Genomic DNA, 21,948 nt, shown 5'->3' with positions numbered 1-21,948 from the left:
ACTCAAAGATAAATAGGAACTTAACGAGATGACTTTTATCAGACTATCGCTCCATGCGAAAAAAGATTACTAAGTTATGATTTGATGATTAATGGAAAGTTTAGTCAAAAGAAATTGGATGTTTGATCTGAAAGGGAGTATTTCAGAAAATCTAAGAGCGCAGATCAACTCACTCATAAAAACACCATCATGCGTACTTTATAGTCGATATTTATTGGTAATTATGGACAAAATGACTGTTAATAAATCTATAGCAATAACAACTTAGTGTGAACAAGGTTACAATTACAAATATTGCTTACATTATACTTATGTAATTAATTATTTTAAAAAATTCCATTATAGATTCATACAAATAATCGTTTACGAAGTCATTGCAATTCATTATATTACAAATAATTACAACAAAATTTATATGAGCAATATATGAAACCTTTAACCCTCTCAAAAAAAATCTATCTGTCTTTTGGTGTCTTATGCGTCGGCATTACTGCTTTAGGGGTTGTATCAATGATCCGTATAAACGACCTCAATGATAATACAGCATATTTTGCGCAAGCCATTGTGCCATCTCTCACCTCTATTGATAAGATTAGTATTTACATGTCAGATCTTCGTCGATACCAATTTGCTCTTCTTGGAGAGGTTAGAGATCCATCTCCTGATTATGACAAGATTAATAACTATACGTTAGCTAGTACTGACTTATCCAATAAAATTACCAATGAATTCATTAATTATAGTAAGAATCTTAACGGAAAATACATCGATCGATTCAATACAAAAGATGAAGAATTAGCTAGCTATAAAAGACTTGATCAGATGTGGGAAAACTACCAAGAAATCAGTAAAAATTTTTCTGATGAAATCAGCAAAAATGACAATAAGTCAGCTAAAAAAACATTAAACACCACACTTAAAATATTTATCAAAACCAAGATGGTTTTTGATGAAATTCGACAAACTAATGAAAAGATGATGAAATCTGCAAACGATATGTCGACAACAATGTTTTATGACACATTATACCTCGTTGCTTCTATACTTGCTGTCGCTCTCGCATTATCAATTGGTATCTGTATTACCTTAATGAGAAATATTAATAACTCATTAGCTTTAATTTCCCGTTCAACACAAGGCGTTTCTAACGGAATTTTAATTCCTGATGAGCTATGTCAAGCCATTGATACTGGAAAATTTGCAGATGATGATATCGGTGCTCTAGCTAATTCAGTCAAAGTGATGAAAATTAATCTCAGCAAATTAGTTATAGACATCATAGAATCGACAGATAGCCTATCAAGTGCATCAAGTAGTATGCAAGAGGTCTCTAAAAGAACAGAATTAGGAATGAATTCTCAAGAGCAAGAACTGGAGTTGCTAAGTTCAGCGATGAACGAAATGCAGTGCACGCTTCAAGAAGTAGCAGAAAATACAGAAAATGCATCAACCAGTGCGAATGAAGCATCCAAATTATCAAATAAAGGTCGCGCTGTTGTGGGTCATACCGTCGACGATATTCGAGTGGTATCGACAGATATCGACTCTGCCAGCGAAATCATTGCCAAGTTAGAACAAGATTGTGCTGAAATAACCGTGGTGTTAGATGTAATCAAAGGAATAGCTGATCAAACTAATTTACTTGCACTAAATGCTGCTATTGAAGCTGCGAGGGCTGGTGAAAATGGGCGTGGATTTGCAGTTGTAGCAGATGAGGTACGAACTCTTGCTCGACGCACCCAAGATTCAACCGCTACAATAAATGACATAATTGTACAACTTCAAGGACGCTCTAAAGAGGCTAATAGTGCAATTACTCAAAGCAAGGTAAGAATGGATAGTTGTGTAGCTAAATCAATCGAAGCCGAAGATAATATCGCAAATGTTACCGATTCTATTGCCAACATCTCTGATCGAAATACTCAAATTGCAGCGGCTACAGTAGAGCAATCAAGTGTAGCAGAGGAGCTTAATTCAAGTATAATTAAGATTAAAGATGTTTCCAGCGCAGTATACGATGATTTAGGTCACGCAGAACAGGCAAGCAATGCCCTGTCAAACCTAGTTACTGGACTAACTAAGCTAACGAATCAGTTTACAGTGAAATAAACACTTATTCAGTATGCATTGATTAATGAAGTTGAAATAAATTTAAGGGGCTAGGCAAAAACAACCCTAGTCTCTTAAATATCAAAGACATCATACAACTTCAAACGTTACATAATAGCGGAGATATTTCTTTCATATCTTATATACGTCCAATCATGCATCTCCTTCCCCAAAGCCTAATTGAAATCTGTTTCACTAGGAAAAATGCGTTCAAACCCGAATTCAGCTACCACTACTGTCAAATCAGCAAGTAAAAAACCACAAGGTATACCTACTTGTAGCAAATTATACCCAAAAGCTATACCAATCTTAGCAAACACAGCATTATCATCCAACCAACTAAGCACATATACTAATATAAATATTACCCAAATTTAAAATTTTACAGCTACTATTAATTTAATTAATTACAATATATTTAATATATAAACACCTCCTCCCGATGATAAAAAAACACTAATACCATAAAAGCCTATTGCAACAAACGCCAACACTGATACAATTAGTATATAAGATACCTTATACCCAAAGAGAATATGCATGGTGCGTAGGTAATATGAAACAATCCGCTATCTATATTACACAAAGAACAAATAAAGCTTTCCATTCAGCACTGGCTAAAACAGGTAACCTCTCGTTAGCTTCAATCGTAAATTCACAATTAAATAGTAGCCTGCAGAGAAAGCAAAACAATATTAGAACTCAAGATGGTGGCCTTTTTCAGATAACATCTCATAAAAAAGTGCATAAACTAAGAGAATATAATCCTTATAATCGGCCCAAGAACTTCAAATATACAGAACTTAGCATTGCATCAATGGTTAAAACAAGAGCATTAAATAAAGAAAAACAATTTTTAGTTACTAAAAAAAGACTTGAAAGCTTTAATGCTACAACTTCAAAAGAAAATGGTTACTTCGCTATAAAACAAAAGATAGAATCTTACAATATCACCGAGAGAAATAGGTTATAGATGTAAATTATTTAACTGAAGAAACCGCTTTTATATTAAAAACGATAGGTAAATATAATACGCCTAATAAATTTATCAAAAACCAACCGAAAATATACTGGCAATTGTAGATAAAGTATCAAAAGCGGTAATACTCTAATTAAAATAATTGAAAATCTTTGCTATTCAACGTTTAATAACATTATTATACTGTATTTAAAGACAATATTTCATTTATCCATACTAGCCCCCCCCTAAATTAGTTGATACCCCCGTATATAATAATATTTAAATTAATATATTTTATTGAGAATGTGACAGGTTAAATATTACATCATTTTCATTACGCTTCTATTTCAATAATGGCTTTATTAACCAGAACCCCAGCAAGATCTGCTTGAGTAATACGCTTATTAAGGTTATTATAAAATAATGTACTAATACCCAAACGTGCTATTGTGAACTTATATGTAGAGACCTCTGTCTCACCACTCTTAATAAATAACGATTTAAATTCAAGCGATTGAGACCCTCCTACAATTTTTTTCAACTTACTTAAAGCCTTATTTGCCTGCTTTTCACTATTAATAACATCATATCGTTGTTCGAACTCCATCACTGCCTGCTGATGTTTCGCGGTGCATTCTTCTTTCTGGACTTTTGCTTGCTGTGCAATTTTACTTTGTGTTTGTTTCATCTTTGTTTGGCGTTCATATAATTTGGATTCAATCATATCTCTATGATCTTCTAAGCAACGACAAATCAGCGTCAGTGCTATATATGCAGATGCCTTATTTTTATACGCATAAATATTAGTTTCCATAGGACATTTATCTTTTACAGGCTGATTAGTCCCACATCTTGAGCTATTAATTTCTTTGAATTTTAGTTCTGTTTTATTATTTCTAGTATGGTGCCAATAAACTAACTGGGCTGCTGTTGATGCCCACCAACCATCAACTAAAAGATTAAACTTTAGTTCGTTAGAAACAATATGCACTTGTGCTGTCAGACTTTTGCTAATCTTTACTTCGTGATAGTTACGACTGTCAGCAAAATCAATACCGCTAATAACAGCTTCAATATGCTCCGGGTTTAAATCTAGATTAAGCATGTTTAATAATTCCTACTTTGTAAACTTTGGGGACAATCTCGATATTAATAATTAATATCATATACAATTGATATTTATAGTCAATCAGCTTTGTACTCTAATTTAATAAGTTAGCATAAAATAATAAATAAAAAATTCTTGAGTCGAATGAATAGAATCTAAAAAAATGCCGTTTAATATTCTAAGGGGGATTAGGATTATTTAACTAAATGATATAATATTAATTATGTCATTAAAGTTTTTGTTTAATTGATAAGCAGAATATTTTTAAAAGACTTAACCATGTAGAATTATACTACTTTCACTCTATAAATTGAGATAACAGAAATAGTTGATTTTATCCTTTAGTTAAGTATATAATTATTAAAAATATAAAGATGTTCATTTATAGTAAAAGAAACCAGACAGCGCTCTCTAAGTATATAGTCATAAATTCTTACTATCGAATAAAATGTAAAGTAACTGTATCTCAGTTTATATTAATAGTTATGTAATTAATGATCCAATTTCACGTTGGTGTATAATCAACGAAGAACTACTACCATTAATTAGTTTCATCAGATGATAATAGGTATTCGCATTACCCGTCATCAAAGCCCCTCGACTGGCCTAGATTTTATCTAGAAAGTCGTTTGCGAGCATCGTATAATGGTTATTACCTCAACCTTCCAAGTTGATGATGCGGATTCGAATCCCGCTGCTCGCTCCAATCCTACAAGATTTAAAGTGGTTGTAGTAAAGTATACCGTTAATTAAGCTAAAAACCCTATCATTACTAGAAACAAGAAGTGGTTGTAACTTATTGTAATATAATGCTTTTTATTACTTACAATGAGATAAGTAGATAATTGAAAAATACAGCATAATTCAAGTAAATTTTCACATGATAAATTAAACGCATATTAATTATGCGGCAAAGCATTCACTATTGATTATTAATCAGTTGTTTCGAATGCAGCAATATAATCCTTTATGTATACCATACAGTATATGCTAATGGTATCATTTAATAATTAATAATCGGTATATTAATGAAAAAACTAATTCCCTTAACAACTGCATCTGTATTTCTTTGCTTATCGGGTTGTTCAGTAAACAATTCTATTTACGATCATTTAAAAATGATGGGATATAGTGATTTAAGCAGAACTCAGCTATTATCTCATATAGATAATACATACATAAAAAGCTATGTTGATGGAATTTATAAAAATAAAACTGATATTATAAACAAAAACATCGATAGTATTGTTAGAAATAAATCTTGTATACTAGAAAAATACAACTCTAAACTATCAAAGCAGGATTTGGTTATTACATCTCTAATCTATGCTGAAAATCCTAATTCTATTCCCATCGCAACTATGTTTGCCATCGATCATTATGGATCTAATGTTGTGGACACTGTCATTAACAAGGTCAACTTTATAAATCATAGTTGTTTAACGAGTGCCTAATTGGCCTGATTCAGTCATCAGAATATATTTTTCTCACAGTACTTTTATTATCAGAATTAAAATAAAGTATAGATTGGATTTCGATTTTTTATGAGGAGTGTTATAATATTTTATTAACAACTCTCAATTTAACATTATTACAAACATTGATTATACTTATCTAAATATTTTCTAAAAAGTAACGCGTATTGAATATAAAAAACAACCAATTAAAAAAATTGGTTGTTTTTTATATTTATATCTATTTTATTAATCCTTATACATTTCTATTTTTTAATTCTTTTCCAAAATTCACGTGGAGGAGATGAGTTTAGCGTTATATATACCTCAACTCGTCTATTTTCCTTCCGTCCAGCCCTTGTATTATTATCTGCAATAGGATTTAAAGCACCATCTGCATGCATTGTTATAAATATATTGTCATGTTTAATTGTATTTATATGATTAACTACAGCCATTGCCCTTGCTGAGGATAAATTTAGATTATCTCTAAACTTTTGGTTTGGTCTCATTTTTCTATTATCGGCAAAACCATACACATGGGCGTATAAACCTTTACCATTTAGTATCAACCCAACCTTATCAATACTTTTAATTGACTTTGGTGAAAGATCATCTGAAGCGCTTTTAAACAGAAGGTCAGCAACAAATTTTATTTCAATCGATTCTTTATTAGTTGCTAAAATAACTTCTGCAACATTTTTATCTAGCTCCTTAGATAATTGATTGTATACAGCAATGATAGTTTCTTTATTCGGTTTTTCTTCTTTTATATCCTCATTGTCTTTTGTATCTTCTTTAGAACCAGATACGTCAGCCTGTGTATTTTTATCTGATAAGACTTTTCCATTTGCATCTAATTTAATTGCATTGTAAGTTTGTTTAACATCCTGTTTAAAAAACTCACTGACACCGGCTAATTTATCTTCAGGAACGGTGCCTGCAACCCACAAGACAAAAAATACCATTGCTAGCGTTGTATAAAAGTCTGCTAGTGCTATTTTCCAGGCTCCGCCATGATGGTCATCACCATGACCACGAACTTTTTTGATAATATAGTACTTTTTAAGTACTTCTGTGGGTGGTTTGGCCATTATTTACTGCCCTTTAGAAATGCTTGCAACTTTATTTCTTAAATCCTCACGTGAAATTCTTTTAGCTGGCAGTACCTTTTTTCGTGCAATTTCTGCAGCTATAAATAAATTATGTTTTTCACGAACAGACATTATAAAACTTAAAATAACAGTAAGATAATCTCTCTTTTGATCAGCCATCTTTGTTAAAATATAAGCAATTGGATAAAAGATACCATACGCAAAAAATATACCCAATAGCGTACCATATAGTGCAGCACCAATTTTCTCACCAATAATCAGAGGTTCTTGATCTATATACATCATGGTAATATTCATCCCCATTACAGCGGCAATAATACCGAATGATGGCATAACTTCAGTCAATGCAGTGATAGCTTTTACTGGGATCATTTGCTCATGATGATATAACTCTATTTCTTGCTCAAGAATAGCTTCTAGTTGATGAGCTTCAAGTTTATCCCCTCCAGATTCTAGCAGATTGAAATTATCCACGATAAAATTTAATGCATCATTATCAGATAAAACTAATTCATATTTTTTAAAAACGGCACTCGTTAGTGGATTTGAAATATGCTCTGCAAGCTCCGAATTTCCGCCATTTTTTAAAACAACCAGTAATTCTGTCATCAGTTGCAATGTTTGAGTCGTTTTTTCTTCTGTATATAATGGCTTAATTAATGATTTTAAAGATAGACCCGTTTGTTTAACTGTTTCTATTGGGTTGGAAATCAAAAAAATCGTCACAGCCGAGCCAAATATAATTACAAACTCACCAGGATGCCATAATAACCCAAGATGGCCTCCGTTAATAAAAAAACCACCTAAAAGGGCGGCAAATAGCCCTAAAAAGCCTAATGGTATCCTCATTGTTATTTCTCTATTGTTATTTAAAGTATAGTAATTAAGCTAGATAGGCATGTTGCTTAGTGAAGTATAGGCTTCTAGCATTTTATTTCTAATTTCAATTGCAGTTGCCATGGAAATTTGTGCTTCACTACTTTTTAACAGCATGTCAGCAACACTTACATTAGGTTTGTGTTCGATAACGTCTTTTTTAGCTTGAAGTGCGACTTTCTGAGATTCATCTAATTTATTTATGGTATTAATAAATGCATTATCTTGACCGTGAACAAACCTATTCTCATGATTATTTGATCGGCTAGCTTCCGTTGCTAGCCTATCCATTGTCATGAGCATACTAGCGTTAGTGATTTCCATTATACTCATTTACCCAAAGTGTTTAATTAATTTGATACATTTACCATTTCAGTAATTTTTACTGCAAACTTTTTATCGTGCTTAACAATTACACCATAAGCAAATAATGTATCTTGTACTGTAATCGGGAAGCTTGCGTGCTCATCAGTATCTAAAGTGATTAAGTCACCAGTTGTTAGCTTGGTAATATCACTGATTAACATTGCAGCAGTGCCTGCTTGTACCGATATATTTAACTTTACATCAGGAAGCTTAATCGCTGACGTAACTTGAGGAGTTGGCATGCTCGAATCTCCTGAAAAATTTTCATACATATCAGGGGTACTAATTCCTTGCACATCTTTGAGAGACTGCTCAATGCTTTCATTTGATAGATTACTATCCATTATCTTACCTTATTTTTACTGCTCGTTGGTTATCAAGTAGCCCCATAACGCCAGAGGCTATTATAGAACCGTCATTCGTTTCAATATCAACTAGATTTATGTTTCCAAGCGGTATCAATGAACCAATTTGAAGCGCTGAAACTTCTTCAATGGTCATCTCCGTTCTAAGTAAAACAGCAGTTAAATCAAGTTCAACGCTCTCTAATCGTGCAATATTATCAGCTCTAGTTGATGTTTCTTTGTATTCATTTAATCCACTAATAAGCGTGTCACTGATTATATAGCTTATTTTATATGATGTCTGATCAATTTCTATGTCATGTTCAAGAATAAAGAGATTGCTATCCAAATCAAATGGCATTTTATTAATGTCAACAAATCCATCAGGAGCAGGGAAAAACCCAAGTTGATTTGTCCACATTTTCGGGTAGAAGTTATTGAATAATAGCATTAAAGTTAATGCCATTTTATTCTCAAACCATCCAGCCATCTCTTTTTTTTCTACCGGAGCGGTGTAACTTGGCGCTCCGTATTTAATAGAGTTTAAGTGATCAACCAGCTCAAACGGGAGATGTACCATGGAATATTCACTTTTATGGTTGTAAAAGTAAATATGTCCTGGTTTACGATCACCAATAAAATACTCATTAAAAGTCATTATTGTTGAGTTTGATCTCTTAGTGAATTTTACTACACCATCAGAGACATCTGACGCAAGATGAGCTAGCTTTTTGGTAGCTATTTGATGAATCGCCTCAATTTCACTTTCGCTCCTCGAACGTAAGTGCTTTTTAATATCAATGGTTTGACACCAATCATCGTTATAGTTTTTCATATTCTCTACTTTAATTAAATATACTGCAATTAATGCGCATTAACATTATTTTATTTCGGCCACAATGTCGAATTTAATATTGGTTGGCAGCTCATTAAATCCAAGTATATTAATTTCTGGGATTTGCGGCTTTAATAGCTTAATGAGCGGTAATCTAAGCTGATCAGCAACAACCATTATTGGTGCTAAACCATTGCTTATCATTGCCTGGCATTCTTTATGTGATACCAAAAGTAAATCAGCTAATTTAGGCCCATTTATGATTATTCTACCATCATTGTTAATGCTCTCCATTAAGAGTGCTTGTAGTTCATGATTAACAGTCATTACTGATATGTATTTAATACTACCAGTAAGTTTATAGATAATATGCTCAATCATTGCTTTTCTAACTAAAGTAGTTAATTCAGCAGTATTTATTCCTGATGGAGCATGAAGTGCAAGTGTTTCAAGTATGGTGTTAATATCCTGAATCGATATACCTTCCCTTAATAGGTTGCGAAGTACATCAAGCAGCCTTGAGATTGTAAGTGATTTTGGAATCAACTCCTCGATAAGTTTTGGAGACTGCTTTGACATATGATCCACAATCTGCGCTACGTCCTCATGAAACAACAGTACATGCATATAATCGTGCATTATCTGTGATAAATGAGTAATAATAACCGTTGCAGGATCAGAAACCTCATAGCCTTGCAATCTAGCTTGAGATGCATTGTCTTCATCAATCCAGTATGCAGGTAACCCATATACAGGATCTTGGGTTGGTATACCGTCAATAGCACCTCTTGAGCCGCCCATATCAATTGCTATTTGCATCGATGGCTTAACCTTACCTTCTCCCCTTACAATGCCTCGAATTCTTATCTCATAGCTTTCAGAATCCATATCATAAACATCACGAATCAAAATACCTTTAATAAGGACACCCATTTCTTGCGATAAGTGTTTTCTTACACCGGTTACCTGTTCGATAAGTTCTGCACCATTTTCAGCATCAAGAAGTGGCACCAATCTCATACCAATGCAAATTTCAATAGGTTCTGGCGGTGTGATATCATCAAGCGTAAGTTCTTTCTGCTCAATATTTTCTAAAGCACTACCATCAACGTTTTCAAGCACATCTACCGCTGGTGAGAATTCATTATCTGACATGACAAGCTTAGCTGTAGGTACAGTTAACTCTTTGACACCTTGCTGGTTATAATAAGCATATATACATATTGCAGAGCCAATACCACAGAATGCTATTGTTGGCATGCCAGGTACCAAGCCAATAATGATCAATATAGACCCAGAAATATAGATAACCTTGTTATCCATCAGCATCTGCGAACCAATCATTTCTGATAAATCTTGGCTTCCCGATGATCTCGATATTATTATAGCTGTCGCCGTAGAGAGAATTAAAGCTGGAATTTGAGCAACTAATCCATCACCAATTGATAATAGAGAGAAAGTCTTAAGTGCTTCGCTAAACGGTAAACCATGCTGTACAACACCGATACAAATACCACCAACCAGATTAATGGCTAAGATAATCAATCCTGCGATTGCATCACCTTTTACAAACTTAGAAGCACCATCCATACTGCCATGGAACTCACTCTCCGTACTCAGTATCTCACGCTTAATAGCCGCTTCTTCTGATGTTATAGAGCCACTATTCAACTCAGCATCAATGGCCATTTGTTTACCCGGTAAAGAATCAAGGGTGAATCTTGCATTTACCTCAGAAATTCTCTCCGAACCTTTGGTAACAACCATGAAATTAATAATAATTAATATAAGGAATACAACAACACCGACCGCAAAATTCCCGCCAATTACAAATTCACCAAATGATTCAATAACTTGCCCTGCACCACCACCACCACTATGTCCACTTGTTAAAATTAGACGAGTAGAAGCAACGTTGAGTCCAAGTCTTAATAGCGTTGCAGATAGTAATACTGTTGGAAATATAGAAAAATCAGCAGGCCTTTTTGAATAGACACAGATCATTAATATCATTATCGAGAGAGCAATGTTCACTGTAAAAAACATATCAAGCACTATTGCCGGTAATGGCACGGCTATCATTGACAGCAAGACAAGTAAAAATAATGGAGCACCTGAAGCATTTCCAAGTATGATCTTTAATCTGTCTTTCGGTGTCAGACTGTATTGACTGTCTGCCATGTTATAGAACCTCGACACTAAATGAATTCAAAACCTTTGCCCTTATTATCGTTAACGATTGATTGTTTAAAACATTAATAACATCATTAATATATCCATCATCTAAAGCTTTTCCTTGCTCCTCAAGATAAAACTTATCATTATGAACAATAATTCTAACATTACTATTCCTCATAATTGCTGGAGGGCTATAAATATCACCAAAATTTAAAATTTTACCATTTTCCAAGTCTCTTTTAGCTCTGACACCATTAATATCTTTAAAACTAAATATATTTGAACGTCTAACAGTAGACATATCTTCAAATTCGAGCGTAGTATTGGTTTTATCTATAAGCTGATGTCTTAATATCCTGTTCCTTGTAACTAAGACTGGTACTGTACCTTTAATCTTATATCTCAAAGATATTTCTGCATTATTAGAACTACATGAAAGATTAACTGTTCCCGAATCATATCTACTCTTAGATGCATAGAGTTTAGTTATTAATTTTCCAGTACAATTTTTATTAAAGCTGGAAACTACCTTTTTATCAAAAATAATTTCAGCAATTTTAGCTTTTACTGATACCAACGCTGCAATTTCACTCGTTAACTTATCTTTTTGCGGCTGTAATCTATTTTGACTAGCGGCATTAAATGATAAAAAAAGCAGTGCCAGCACCACTGCTTTTTTGTTTAACACGCTAGTCTTGACGTAATTGTACAAGTCCATTGACTTCTTGTTCTCTTGCTGTAGCCAAAATCACATTTTGCGCAGCAAGAATATCAGCATCCGATACATTGCCACCCGTTAATTCAAGCTCTGCAATTTGTCGCGCATTCTCAGATAACGCACTTAATGCCTTTTCCTGCAGATTTTGCGATAAATTACGTATAGCAAGACCTATTGTTGATGAATCAATTTCATTTAGAATGATGTACAACGTGACATCATCAAGCATTAAAATATCATTGAACGTTAGAATATGACCACGTATTTCTTTTACAAGATCAGGATTGATTTTCTCAATTAATTCTAATTGTTCTGTCATTTCATCTTCGGTTAAACCTTCTAAAATCTGCGCGACTTCTTTAGCACCGTCGTAAGTTCCTTTATTAACAGATTCATCGATTTTATCTTCAAGCCAATCGTTAATCTCTTTTAGTTTCTCACGACTAATATTTTGAGAAGTCCCCATATAGAGTAGAATTTCAGTCCGATGTTCATTATTCATTTTCTGAATGACTTCAACGGCCTTATCTGAATCAAGTCGACTTAAAATTACCGCAGAGATCTGTTGCGATTCCTTGAAAATAATATTAATTATTTGATCGACAGATAATTCAGCCAACTTATCAAATCCATAAAGCCTCTGCTCTTCAACTAAATTAAATTCGATTAATTTTTGTTGAATTAACGCTTGCATCGCATCAGTCATAGCAACTTCATCAGGATTCACTAAGCGAGACATGTATTCATTGAACTCGGTAAGAACCTCAACCGCTTCAACCTTGGTTATTTTTTCAGGAACACCTAGATCATCCTCTTTCATTAAAATTAGAAGTTTTTCTGCCTGTTTGCGCTCAAGTTTATCTAGAACCTGTTCAAAATCTTCCATAGGAATAAGCTTCATAAGGATGCGAACTTTATCATCACCGGTCAGTCTGCGGCGTTCTAATTTTTTCTTAGTCATTTATGACATTTCCTGATGTGGACGTTGAGTTTTTTCAATTAATGAGTCGATATCAAAATCATCACTGAATTCATCTGGTGACACAAATAATTCACTATCAGCATCCCCAGCCTTAGATATGCGTAGAATGCCGTTATTGTCCTTAATTTCAGCGATAATTGAATTTTGTAAATCAGTTCGATTATCTAACCATTCACTTAACACGATAAGTGCAGGTTTTTGCTTGTCACGCAGATTATCTTTAGCTATTTCAATCAGAGATTCCAAATCTACATCGTCCGCATTTAAATTATCTTGACCTAATTGGTCACGTGTCATTGTCTTAGCTATTTCGTCTTCAGAACGTTTCACGTAGCCATCATTTTTCATGACATCGCCAAGAATATCTTGAATATTTTGCTCTTGTTCTTCAGTATTTAAAGCATTTTGGATCTTTGCTTTATTCTTTCTTCGAACAAAAAGTAGCCCCAAAAGCAGTACAATTAGTGCAATACAAACACTTATCGCTACAACCGCATAATCTTTTAATTGCAGACCAGTCTTACTAGTATCAGCTTTTACTGGTTCAATCTTCTTAAGCGACTGACGAGGGATAAAGGAGTCGGTTATTACTGTAACAGTATCCCCTCTTGCTTTATCAAAACCAACAGCACCTCGAGTCATACTCTCGATATTTAACGTTCTTTGTTTGATAAACGCTTCTAGAGCAATTTTTCTATTTGCAGTATTATTTTCGTTATAGGCCTTCGTTAGCGTTTTAACTTCTTTATCATACTTTGCTTTAAGGGGTGTATATGCTGTTAAAGCAGCATTATATTTTACTAAATCAGCTTTGTATTGCTCTTTATCTTTACCATATTGAGCATAAATTGATCTTTGCTCTTCAGTCATTCTTGCTGGTTTAGTATTAGCAACAAAGTCAGGTTCTTTGGGCTCAGTCGGTTTAACTGGTGCTAAAGGTGCATCAGGAAGCTTTATTGCGGCGCCATCGTATACAAAATCGTCTTCTAAGGTCTTTTTATCGATAAGCACAACAACATCTATTTTTCTTAAAGCCATGCCTCCATATTCTGTATTAGTTACAGAACGGCCGACATTATAATTACGCTTTATTTTCTCATGAGATATTGCTGAAGCATTCGCGCTAGGCACAGAGCTTTTATCTTTCGCCGATAATTTAACATGCCCTGGAGGCTGATTACTTAGAGCCCCTGGAACGCCTTTACCTGCACCGTCTCGACTATCATCATAATTATATTCTAATTGTTCAGATTGAATAGCTTGAGGATCTTTTAAATATTCTTCTTTAGTGTTTTGAATTTTGTCGTAATTAATGTCTGCATTGACAGAAACTCTCATATTTTGCAGACCAATTAAGGGAGCTATGACCTGCATTATATTAGCATGTAATTTCCCTTCGAGTTTAGTTTTATACCTTACTTGGCTTACACTCATCGCATAATTGTCTTCAGAATCGCCAGTAAGTTGTTGCGCGTACTGATCGGTAATAACAACATCATCTGGTGACAAGTACGGAACACTCGAACTAACAAGATTCGCAATACTTCTAACTTGCGCATCTGAAAGTTGCTTTCCTGGCTCAAGTTCTAACATTATAGATGCGGTAGACTTGTTTGTATCACGCATAAAATCAGATGCTTCAGAAAGAGATAAATGCACCTTTGCGGCTTGGACGCCATCAATTTGTTCTAACGTTAGCTGCAGATTTTCCTCAATAACTTGAGTTTTTAGTAGTTGCTGCTGTGTAGAGTTAATAAATATACTTTGCTCTTTATTTAATAAATCATATCCCGTCTTTGACGAAAACAATTGACCATCTTTAGCAAGTACATTTCTTGCTGGAATTATGTCTTTTTCACTAACAAGAAGATCGCCATTAGGAGTAATTCGATACTTAATATCCTTGGTATCTAATTGCGTAATCGCCTTAGGAATATCCGCGCTATTTTTTGATGATATTAATGAGACATACCCACTATTAGCATCTGAATTTGCAATATACGTTGCAGCTCCACCACCAATAGTAAGAGCTGTCGCTACTGCGACGGCTAACATTTTGTGCGTCGTTGGTATTCCCGATAACTTACTTGATATATTATTTAAAAGACTCATAGAAACTACTAACCAGTTCTTATTACATTAAAATTAATTATACTGAATTTAATACAGAAGACAGTAAATTTTTAGACTTAGATAAAAGCTGAGAAACTCTCGCAGGAGTCATATTTATAATCGTAGCAATTTCAGCTAATGTTAATCCTTCAGCATAATATAAGGACACTACATTCTGTTCCATCAAACTTAACGATTTTATCCACTTTTGAACCTGTTGATAAACATCAATTTCGGATTCTGGACTAAAGTCTTGTAGTAAAGACATTTCAATGGTGTTTCCATCTTCACTAGTATCGTGCACCTCAGTGTACTTTTTTGCCGAAATAATGTTTTCAATTTTACTAAGAGAAAGTCCTGTCAAATTTGATAATTCAGTACGTAATGGCTCTCTTTCATGCTTTACAAAAAAATCCCATGACACATTGTTGATTATTTTTATCTCAGCATTTAATTGTCTAGACGTGAATGATTGAGATCTTATGAAATCAAGTATAGAACCACGAATGCGTATACTAGCATACGTGCTTAATGAAGCCCCCGCAGAATTTTCCGCATTATAATTTCCATGAGCATCCAATAAACCAATCATTCCTTCTTGAATCAAATCATCAAGGTCGATATAGCATGGTAGATTATGCTGGTTATATATAGTTCTTGCTATTTTTATAACTAGAAACCTATGATCTTCAACATTATATGGGCATTTCAATTTCTGAGATTTGTTCATTCTAAAACCCAATATATAAGATATTATTAACGCCTTTTGCCATATACTTTGGGCACTGTTGATGTTAATGCAGGCTCATATTTTTTGGCTTGCTCAAAAAGAGGTTGGTTAAATTCATTTAATTTTGATAATAATAACTCAAGTTCCAACATCTCATTATTAAGCATTTCAGCACCTTTCTGACATCGAGTCCAGAGCATTAAAAGCTCGCTGTCATTTGCTAACATAGCTGTAACTGCTTTTTTATTAAATGCACCTACTTCTTCTTTTGCTATAACACTTAATTCATTGAACCACTGTGTAACACTATGATTCAATAATTCTATTCGATAAATACTTTTTTGGAATACAGAAACTCTATACGTTGTTAACCCCGTTCTTAACGTTGGTGTTTCCAATAAGATTACATCGATTTTATTCACAATATTGCTTAATAGCTGATATATTCTTTTTCTATTCTGGTTCATTATTTACTACCATTAAATTGAATTATTTGATCATAAATGGCCTCCGTTAATTGAAAATTAGGCGACCTTGCCACAGATTCTGCCATTTTTTTATTAAATAAGTCATTGGTGTGAGTTTCTGTGATTGTTGAACTAGGCTTCTGAGATACTTTTAATAATTGCTCAAGCATTAATTGTGCAAAATCTTGAGATACTTTTAATGCTTTGGTATCTATCTTCTTATCAACCGAATCTGAAAATGCCGGCGCAACGCCGACACTATGAATGTTCATCATATTACCAGTATTTTTGCACGTAATGATCCTGATTTTGCAAGTAATTGCAGAATATGTGTTAAATCATTATGTGATGTCCCCATCTTATTCAAAGCATCAACTAAATCAGCTAATGTCGCACCTTTTGGAGAAACTAAACTAATTTCTTTCTGATTTTGCTTTAATGAAATTTCAGAGTTTTTTATTTTAATCGTGGTGCCGCTAGCAAATGGAGCTGGCTGTGATACACCTTCGCTTTCAAAAATATTAATCGTAAAATTGCCTTCAGATATTGCAACAGGCCAAATATGGACATCCTCTGACATCGTTACCGTTCCACTGCGACTATTTATAACCACAGTTGCTTCAGGTCTGCCAACCTTAACATCGATGTTATTAATCAACCCTAGAAACTCAATCTTAGCCTGCTCATTTTCAGGCATTCTTACCGCTACAGACCCCGCATCTTCTGCTGAAGCTGCACCTTTGCCAAATTTCGCATTAATAGCCTTAGCAATATTTGAACTGGTTTCAAAGTTTGGATGATTAAGTAACAGATTAAGCGTTCTTTTCCCTGCAAAGCCAGTATTTACTTGTTTTTCAACAATTGCACCATCAGGTATTCGTCCGACAGAGGCGGTATTAACTTGCACCGTGCTGCCATTCAAACCTTCTGACATATAACCATCTACCAACACTTGACCTTGAGCAATGGCATACACTTTTCCATCTAAACCCAGCAATGGCGATGTTACCAAGGTTCCCCCCCTCAGACTCTTTGAGTTGCCTACCGATGATATCGTCACATCAATCTTTTGGCCATCCTTAATAAAAGCCGGCAGGGTTGCGTTAGTCATTACAACCGCCGCATTTCTTGAGTTTAGACTAATATTTTCTGGTACTCGTATTCCATATTTATTTAGCTGAGTGGCTAATGACTTGTTTACAAAAGTATTTCTATCTCCGGTACCTTGTAAACCAACCACTAAGCCATACCCTTGAAGTTGGTTATCCCTAACACCTTCTATAATCGCAATATCTTTGATTTGATCGGCATGTGACTGCTGGGTAAAAATCAAATATAGTGCAGTTGATATAATCGTTTTTGCTATTAATTTCATGTGTAACTCCTCTTTAAAACATCCAATATTTCGAAGAAACAGCATCCGTTAAAAAGCCACTTTGTGAACGATCATAGTTATCACCTTCACCAATATAATATATCCTAGCATTAGCTATTTTATTAGATGGAATTGTATTATCTGTGGTTGAAATATCCGCTTCTCTGATCACGCCAGCGATAGCAATCGTCTCGATCCCATTCTTCAATCCAATCGTTTTCTTTCCTGCAATAGCTAGATTACCATTTGGGTATACTTTTACGACAGTAACTGAGATATTCCCTTTTAAGCTATGACTTTGTGATGATGCACCGGAACCGTTATAGTTAGTGCCATTTTTAAAATCAAGATTTAAATCTGCTGACGGTAACTTGGTATCCATAAGGCTACCATTAAACCCAAAACCTGTTTTATTATTTGATACTTTAGATGATTTATTAGCTGTAGAATCATTAGCTTGAATTGCTTCATCCATACTAACAACAATAATATCGCCTAACCGGTAAGAACTGCCGGTACCAATAAGAAAATTCTTATTTTCGTTTGTATATATAGAACCACTTGAGTTCGCTACCGTCGACATTGGAGCCTGAAATAAATCCTCTTCAGGTTGCAAGAGTGCATCGATCCTTTTAGGAGCCAATGGAGAAGCACAGCCAACTAATGAGACTAACACCGCTAAGGTTAATAATTTTATTTTCATTATATTTCTATTTAATTACATTAAAACTAAATCAATTGCCTATTTTTTGTGAAGCAAACGAAAGCATATCATCAGCCCCTTTAATTACCTTAGAGTTAAGTTCATAAGTACGTTGAACCTCAATAAGATTAACTAATTCCTCTACCGTATTTACATTAGATCCTTCTAGCGCAAACTGCTGAATCTCACCAAATCCATTTGTTGCTGGTTCGCCCAGAATTGCTTCGCCACTTGATTCAGTAGATGCATAGAGGTTATCTCCAATCGGTTTTAGACCTTCAGGATTAATAAAGCTTGCCAATTCAATTTTACCAACTTCTTGACTATCCTGACTTGCATTTGTCTTAACGCTTACGGTGCCATCTCTTCCAATAATTATTTGGCTAGTATCACTCGGAATGGTAATTTCAGGATCTAATGGCTGATTTAGATTTGTCACCAAGCGACCATCAGGATCAACTTTTAATTGGCCACTTCTCGTATAATATATCTGTCCGTCATTTTTACTTACTTTAAGCATTCCGTTGCCGTTAATCATGATGTCTAATTCTCTATTCGTCATTTTTACGGTGCCTTGTGAGAAATCTCTCGATACTCCAGCCACCTGAACCCCAGTCCCTGATGTAACGCCAAGTGCTGAACTTCCCTCAGATTTTTCAGCTTCTCTCAGGGTCTGATACATCAAAGAAGAGAACTCAACACGTTCACTTTTATAACCGTTAGTATTGGCGTTAGCAATATTGTTTGAGATTGCAGCTAGCTGCCTCTCTTGTGCTGATAAACCAGTTTGTGCAATATGTAATGCTGCTATCGACATTTCTTGTTCCTGTTAATTTAGCTTAAGTAATGAATTAGAATTTTTATCTAATGCTTTTGCAGCCATAATCATATTGATCTGATCTTGATATGACTTTGCAATTTCTAATGATTCGGTCATTGCAACCATAGAGTTAACATTACTGTTCTCTAATACACCAGGCAAGATTGCTCCATCCGCAATGGTCGCAGTCATAGCGCGACCATCTTTTCTGGTCAGCACACCATATGGGCCTTTAATTAAGTCTTTACCCTCTATCGCAACAATCTTTAGTTTATCTATTACTTCGGTATTATCATCATCACGAACAGTAACGTTACCATTACTAGTAAATTTATACGGTTTACCATCTTGTATTCTAATTCTTCCTCTATCACCTAATACTATATTTCCCTGAGCGGTTCGTAGTATTCCGTCTTTATCGGTAAGGGTGGTAGCAGTAGAAATATATCCCTCGGTGCCATCAGGTAAGCTTACTGCTATCCAGAATCCATCCCTCGCAGATAAATCATTACTGAGTCCCGTCGTTCGGTATGTTCCCCTTTGGGTGTTAACTTGCATCGTGTCGAGCTGGCTGTAAGCACCACTGTTTAGGGTATTGGTCATTTGAGCAAACAACGGCTGGAACTCAGCATGATCACTTTTAAAACCGATTGTATTCGCATTAGCAACATTCTGTGCAATTATAGCCGTTCGCATTAAATCTTGCTTAGCAGCACTCATTGCAATGTATATTGAACTGTCCATTATTCTTATTTCTCAAATGCTGTACTTTTCTTAGATATTTAAGATTGCTTGATCTAGTGCCTTACCTGTTTTCAGTACATTTGCTGAGGCTTGATAATCTCGCTGGAAGTTAATCATTTTAACTAATTCACTCGATGAATCGACATTCGATCCCTCCAATCCTCCTGAGTTAATACGGCCAAAACCACTGGTACCACTCACACCATAATTTACAGCGCCAGCCGCTTTTGTTTGTTTAAAATTACCCGTATTACTTACTGCCAGTCCATCAATGGATTCAAAATCGGCCAGAGCTACCATACCAATTTCAACTGATTTCCCATTAGTGTATCGAGCGGTAATATAACCGTCATCCGTAACTTCAGTATTAGCAAACTCGCCTGATGCCTGACCATTACCGTCGACCTTTCTTACCTTCATCTCACCATCAAAATTAGTCGCAGCCGATAGATTCATACTCACATTATTTACACCATAACTTCCAAGAAGCGCTTTTAAATCTACATTTATAGTGCCGTTTGGCATACCAGTGGTGTTTAACGAACCATCGGCATTAAATGTAATAGTTGAAGTAGAAAGTTTCGACTTATCTATTGCTTTTCCATCTAGATCAACCGAGATATTCCACTGCGTTTGACCGGCAGCTGGAGTATTACGTTTTTCACCATTGAATTCAATATTAAGATCATGTTGAGCACCTACAGAGTCATAAACACGTACGGTCGTTAGCATCTTATCTTGTTTATCGACATGCCCCAAATTGACGTTTAAATTAATATTATCGGTAGGCGTTGGTTTTAATGGTGTCTTATCAATGGACAAAGGAGTCGGTGTTCCTGACGTTTGTCCGGCAGGAAAACCCATGACATTACTTTGGTTACTATTTACAAGGTGGCCATCTTTATCAATTGTAAAATTACCATTTCGAGTATACTCCATCTGTGAAGTACTCTTATTGTAAACAACAAACATTCCTTTTCCAGTTATCTTTAAATCAGTATCTTGAGACGTAACAATAAATGAGCCAGAATTAAAGTTACGTGTTATAGCCGCGATAGCAACACCACTACCAGCTTCTTTAGATGATCCAGCATAAATGGATTGAAACTTAGCACTCTCTGATTTATAGCCAATAGTTTCAGCGTTTACGATATTATTTGATGATGAAGCCAATGCAGCAGACGCAGCATCAATACCCATCTTGGCGTTATTCATATAATTAGACATTATTATTTACTCTTACTATTAGTTTTAAACATATCACCAATTTTAAATTGGGCGCCACCATCAAGGACTGCATGAGTCATTGGTTCAAAGCCAATTTCTTGGACGATTCCTCGAGCCAGCACCCTTGATGGTGCTTTTGAATCAATTGAATGTGCAGTAATTTTATAGACACCATCTTTTACCATCGCACCGGTATCGCTTTTACCATCCCAATGCCATTTGTATAATCCATTTTCGTCTGCATTCACTGTGATTTTTTTAACAGTCAAACCAGCCTGATCGGTAATCGTGATTTCTTGAGGTCCGTGCATCGTACCTTGATTATCAATCTCACCATTAAGATCTGTTGCTTTACTACTCCAATAAACAGAATCGGTTTTAAACGAAACATCAGAGCCTTGTAAAGTGGTTGCTTGCATATTTGATTGACTCATACTCGCAAGAATAGATAACTGGCTGTTTTTATTAAATAACTCCAATTGTTCTACTGTTGTTATCTGAGCTAACTGACCCAGCATTTCAGAGTTTTTCATTGGTTCCGTTGGATCTTGTGATTGAATTTGAGCGAGAAAAAGTGCCATAAATTGATCATTAAGCGCAGCCCCTCCTTTTACTTCTTTTTTTTCTGGTTTAGATGTCAAACCATTATTAATCGAAGTTGGGCCTATGCCCGTTGTTTTGTCTACCACTATCATTCCTTATCTTTCAATATACTCAATAAAAA

The 21,948-nt window shown here is 34.8% G+C and carries 22 protein-coding genes and 1 tRNA gene; 4 read left to right on the top strand and 19 right to left on the bottom strand.

What is annotated here, in order from left to right; all coding sequences use genetic code 11:
- The first annotated feature begins 426 nt into the window (after nt 1–426).
- The gene (locus PPBDW_RS22590; RefSeq protein WP_054262249.1) at nt 427–2,109 is read left to right on the top strand and encodes a methyl-accepting chemotaxis protein; all 1,683 of its coding nucleotides are present in this window, start codon (nt 427–429) and stop codon (nt 2,107–2,109) included.
- Between the two features lie 556 nt (nt 2,110–2,665).
- Nucleotides 2,666–3,082 carry a hypothetical protein gene (locus PPBDW_RS22585; RefSeq protein WP_036788656.1) on the top strand — a complete coding sequence of 139 codons (417 nt, stop codon included), beginning with the start codon at nt 2,666–2,668 and terminating at the stop codon, nt 3,080–3,082.
- Between the two features lie 322 nt (nt 3,083–3,404).
- On the opposite strand, the gene PPBDW_RS22580 is transcribed toward PPBDW_RS22585, so the two are convergent.
- On the bottom strand, nt 3,405–4,175 hold the full coding sequence (locus PPBDW_RS22580) for a hypothetical protein (protein WP_036788654.1): 771 nt from the start codon (nt 4,173–4,175) through the stop codon (nt 3,405–3,407).
- A 634-nt stretch (nt 4,176–4,809) separates the two neighbouring features.
- On the opposite strand from PPBDW_RS22580, the gene PPBDW_RS22575 reads away from it, so the two are divergent.
- Nucleotides 4,810–4,884, top strand: a tRNA-Gly gene (locus PPBDW_RS22575).
- Nucleotides 4,885–5,206: 322 nt separating this feature from the next.
- A complete protein-coding gene (locus PPBDW_RS22570; protein ID WP_036788651.1) occupies nt 5,207–5,632 on the top strand; it encodes a hypothetical protein in 426 nt (141 codons plus the stop codon).
- 266 nt (nt 5,633–5,898) lie between these two features.
- Here PPBDW_RS22570 and PPBDW_RS22565 read toward each other — a convergent pair whose 3' ends face one another.
- The 18 genes from PPBDW_RS22565 to PPBDW_RS22480 are packed head-to-tail and all read right to left on the bottom strand — an operon-like array spanning nt 5,899 to nt 21,913.
- Nucleotides 5,899–6,726, bottom strand: coding sequence for an OmpA family protein (locus tag PPBDW_RS22565; protein WP_036788648.1), 828 nt, complete (start codon nt 6,724–6,726; stop codon nt 5,899–5,901).
- Nucleotides 6,727–6,729: 3 nt separating this feature from the next.
- The gene (locus PPBDW_RS22560; protein WP_036788645.1) at nt 6,730–7,596 is read right to left on the bottom strand and encodes a motility-associated protein; all 867 of its coding nucleotides are present in this window, start codon (nt 7,594–7,596) and stop codon (nt 6,730–6,732) included.
- A 39-nt stretch (nt 7,597–7,635) separates the two neighbouring features.
- Nucleotides 7,636–7,947: a flagellar hook-basal body complex protein FliE gene (gene fliE, locus PPBDW_RS22555; RefSeq protein ID WP_036788643.1), complete on the bottom strand. Its 312-nt coding sequence runs from the start codon at nt 7,945–7,947 to the stop codon at nt 7,636–7,638.
- 26 nt (nt 7,948–7,973) lie between these two features.
- A complete protein-coding gene (locus tag PPBDW_RS22550) occupies nt 7,974–8,333 on the bottom strand; it encodes a FliM/FliN family flagellar motor switch protein (protein ID WP_036788640.1) in 360 nt (119 codons plus the stop codon).
- 4 nt (nt 8,334–8,337) lie between these two features.
- Nucleotides 8,338–9,168, bottom strand: a complete 831-nt coding sequence (locus PPBDW_RS22545; protein ID WP_036788637.1) for a FliM/FliN family flagellar motor switch protein — start codon at nt 9,166–9,168, stop codon at nt 8,338–8,340.
- A 45-nt stretch (nt 9,169–9,213) separates the two neighbouring features.
- The gene (locus PPBDW_RS22540; protein ID WP_052957442.1) at nt 9,214–11,349 is read right to left on the bottom strand and encodes a flagellar biosynthesis protein FlhA; all 2,136 of its coding nucleotides are present in this window, start codon (nt 11,347–11,349) and stop codon (nt 9,214–9,216) included.
- A 1-nt stretch (nt 11,350) separates the two neighbouring features.
- The gene (flgA, locus tag PPBDW_RS22535; protein WP_181316458.1) at nt 11,351–12,034 is read right to left on the bottom strand and encodes a flagellar basal body P-ring formation chaperone FlgA; all 684 of its coding nucleotides are present in this window, start codon (nt 12,032–12,034) and stop codon (nt 11,351–11,353) included.
- Nucleotide 12,035: 1 nt separating this feature from the next.
- Nucleotides 12,036–12,965, bottom strand: a complete 930-nt coding sequence (locus PPBDW_RS22530) for a FliG C-terminal domain-containing protein (RefSeq protein WP_181318631.1) — start codon at nt 12,963–12,965, stop codon at nt 12,036–12,038.
- A gap of 60 nt (nt 12,966–13,025) precedes the next feature.
- Nucleotides 13,026–15,158 carry a flagellar basal-body MS-ring/collar protein FliF gene (fliF, locus tag PPBDW_RS22525; RefSeq protein ID WP_082386875.1) on the bottom strand — a complete coding sequence of 711 codons (2,133 nt, stop codon included), beginning with the start codon at nt 15,156–15,158 and terminating at the stop codon, nt 13,026–13,028.
- A 37-nt stretch (nt 15,159–15,195) separates the two neighbouring features.
- Entirely contained in the window at nt 15,196–15,888 is a 693-nt protein-coding gene (locus PPBDW_RS22520; RefSeq protein WP_036788625.1) for a sigma-70 family RNA polymerase sigma factor, read from the bottom strand.
- A gap of 26 nt (nt 15,889–15,914) precedes the next feature.
- A complete protein-coding gene (locus tag PPBDW_RS22515; protein ID WP_036788622.1) occupies nt 15,915–16,355 on the bottom strand; it encodes a hypothetical protein in 441 nt (146 codons plus the stop codon).
- On the bottom strand, nt 16,355–16,627 hold the full coding sequence (locus tag PPBDW_RS22510) for a hypothetical protein (protein WP_036788619.1): 273 nt from the start codon (nt 16,625–16,627) through the stop codon (nt 16,355–16,357). Before PPBDW_RS22510 ends, PPBDW_RS22515 begins: the two co-directional genes overlap by 1 nt.
- Nucleotides 16,627–17,730: a flagellar basal body P-ring protein FlgI gene (locus tag PPBDW_RS22505; RefSeq protein WP_036788616.1), complete on the bottom strand. Its 1,104-nt coding sequence runs from the start codon at nt 17,728–17,730 to the stop codon at nt 16,627–16,629. The genes PPBDW_RS22510 and PPBDW_RS22505 overlap by 1 nt, the downstream gene beginning before the upstream one ends.
- Before the next feature lie 13 nt (nt 17,731–17,743).
- On the bottom strand, nt 17,744–18,433 hold the full coding sequence (locus tag PPBDW_RS22500) for a flagellar basal body L-ring protein FlgH (protein WP_054262248.1): 690 nt from the start codon (nt 18,431–18,433) through the stop codon (nt 17,744–17,746).
- A 31-nt stretch (nt 18,434–18,464) separates the two neighbouring features.
- Nucleotides 18,465–19,250, bottom strand: coding sequence for a flagellar basal-body rod protein FlgG (gene flgG / locus PPBDW_RS22495; protein WP_036788613.1), 786 nt, complete (start codon nt 19,248–19,250; stop codon nt 18,465–18,467).
- 12 nt (nt 19,251–19,262) lie between these two features.
- Nucleotides 19,263–19,997, bottom strand: a complete 735-nt coding sequence (locus tag PPBDW_RS22490) for a flagellar basal body protein (protein WP_036788611.1) — start codon at nt 19,995–19,997, stop codon at nt 19,263–19,265.
- A 30-nt stretch (nt 19,998–20,027) separates the two neighbouring features.
- Entirely contained in the window at nt 20,028–21,224 is a 1,197-nt protein-coding gene (locus PPBDW_RS22485; protein WP_036788607.1) for a flagellar hook protein FlgE, read from the bottom strand.
- A 2-nt stretch (nt 21,225–21,226) separates the two neighbouring features.
- Nucleotides 21,227–21,913, bottom strand: a complete 687-nt coding sequence (locus PPBDW_RS22480; RefSeq protein ID WP_036788604.1) for a flagellar hook assembly protein FlgD — start codon at nt 21,911–21,913, stop codon at nt 21,227–21,229.
- Nucleotides 21,914–21,948: the final 35 nt, after the last annotated feature.

Origin of the sequence: Photobacterium kishitanii (assembly GCF_000613045.3) — a bacterium.
GTDB classification, from domain to species: Bacteria; Pseudomonadota; Gammaproteobacteria; order Enterobacterales; family Vibrionaceae; genus Photobacterium; species Photobacterium kishitanii.
This window is presented reverse-complemented; position numbering and strand designations above follow the sequence as displayed.

Coding starts and splice junctions, on each gene's coding strand:
- PPBDW_RS22485 (WP_036788607.1), bottom strand. CDS start 21,224: ATGTCTAATTATATGAATAACGCCAAGATGGGTATTGATGCTGCGTCT.
- PPBDW_RS22565 (WP_036788648.1), bottom strand. CDS start 6,726: ATGGCCAAACCACCCACAGAAGTACTTAAAAAGTACTATATTATCAAA.
- PPBDW_RS22520 (WP_036788625.1), bottom strand. CDS start 15,888: ATGAACAAATCTCAGAAATTGAAATGCCCATATAATGTTGAAGATCAT.
- PPBDW_RS22550 (WP_036788640.1), bottom strand. CDS start 8,333: ATGGATAGTAATCTATCAAATGAAAGCATTGAGCAGTCTCTCAAAGAT.
- PPBDW_RS22560 (WP_036788645.1), bottom strand. CDS start 7,596: ATGAGGATACCATTAGGCTTTTTAGGGCTATTTGCCGCCCTTTTAGGT.
- PPBDW_RS22540 (WP_052957442.1), bottom strand. CDS start 11,349: ATGGCAGACAGTCAATACAGTCTGACACCGAAAGACAGATTAAAGATC.
- PPBDW_RS22515 (WP_036788622.1), bottom strand. CDS start 16,355: ATGAACCAGAATAGAAAAAGAATATATCAGCTATTAAGCAATATTGTG.
- PPBDW_RS22490 (WP_036788611.1), bottom strand. CDS start 19,997: ATGGACAGTTCAATATACATTGCAATGAGTGCTGCTAAGCAAGATTTA.
- fliE (WP_036788643.1), bottom strand. CDS start 7,947: ATGGAAATCACTAACGCTAGTATGCTCATGACAATGGATAGGCTAGCA.
- PPBDW_RS22545 (WP_036788637.1), bottom strand. CDS start 9,168: ATGAAAAACTATAACGATGATTGGTGTCAAACCATTGATATTAAAAAG.
- PPBDW_RS22585 (WP_036788656.1), top strand. CDS start 2,666: ATGAAACAATCCGCTATCTATATTACACAAAGAACAAATAAAGCTTTC.
- PPBDW_RS22590 (WP_054262249.1), top strand. CDS start 427: ATGAAACCTTTAACCCTCTCAAAAAAAATCTATCTGTCTTTTGGTGTC.
- PPBDW_RS22580 (WP_036788654.1), bottom strand. CDS start 4,175: ATGCTTAATCTAGATTTAAACCCGGAGCATATTGAAGCTGTTATTAGC.
- PPBDW_RS22500 (WP_054262248.1), bottom strand. CDS start 18,433: ATGAAAATAAAATTATTAACCTTAGCGGTGTTAGTCTCATTAGTTGGC.
- fliF (WP_082386875.1), bottom strand. CDS start 15,158: ATGAGTCTTTTAAATAATATATCAAGTAAGTTATCGGGAATACCAACG.
- PPBDW_RS22530 (WP_181318631.1), bottom strand. CDS start 12,965: ATGAAGCTTATTCCTATGGAAGATTTTGAACAGGTTCTAGATAAACTT.
- PPBDW_RS22505 (WP_036788616.1), bottom strand. CDS start 17,730: ATGAAATTAATAGCAAAAACGATTATATCAACTGCACTATATTTGATT.
- PPBDW_RS22510 (WP_036788619.1), bottom strand. CDS start 16,627: ATGAACATTCATAGTGTCGGCGTTGCGCCGGCATTTTCAGATTCGGTT.
- flgG (WP_036788613.1), bottom strand. CDS start 19,250: ATGTCGATAGCAGCATTACATATTGCACAAACTGGTTTATCAGCACAA.
- PPBDW_RS22570 (WP_036788651.1), top strand. CDS start 5,207: ATGAAAAAACTAATTCCCTTAACAACTGCATCTGTATTTCTTTGCTTA.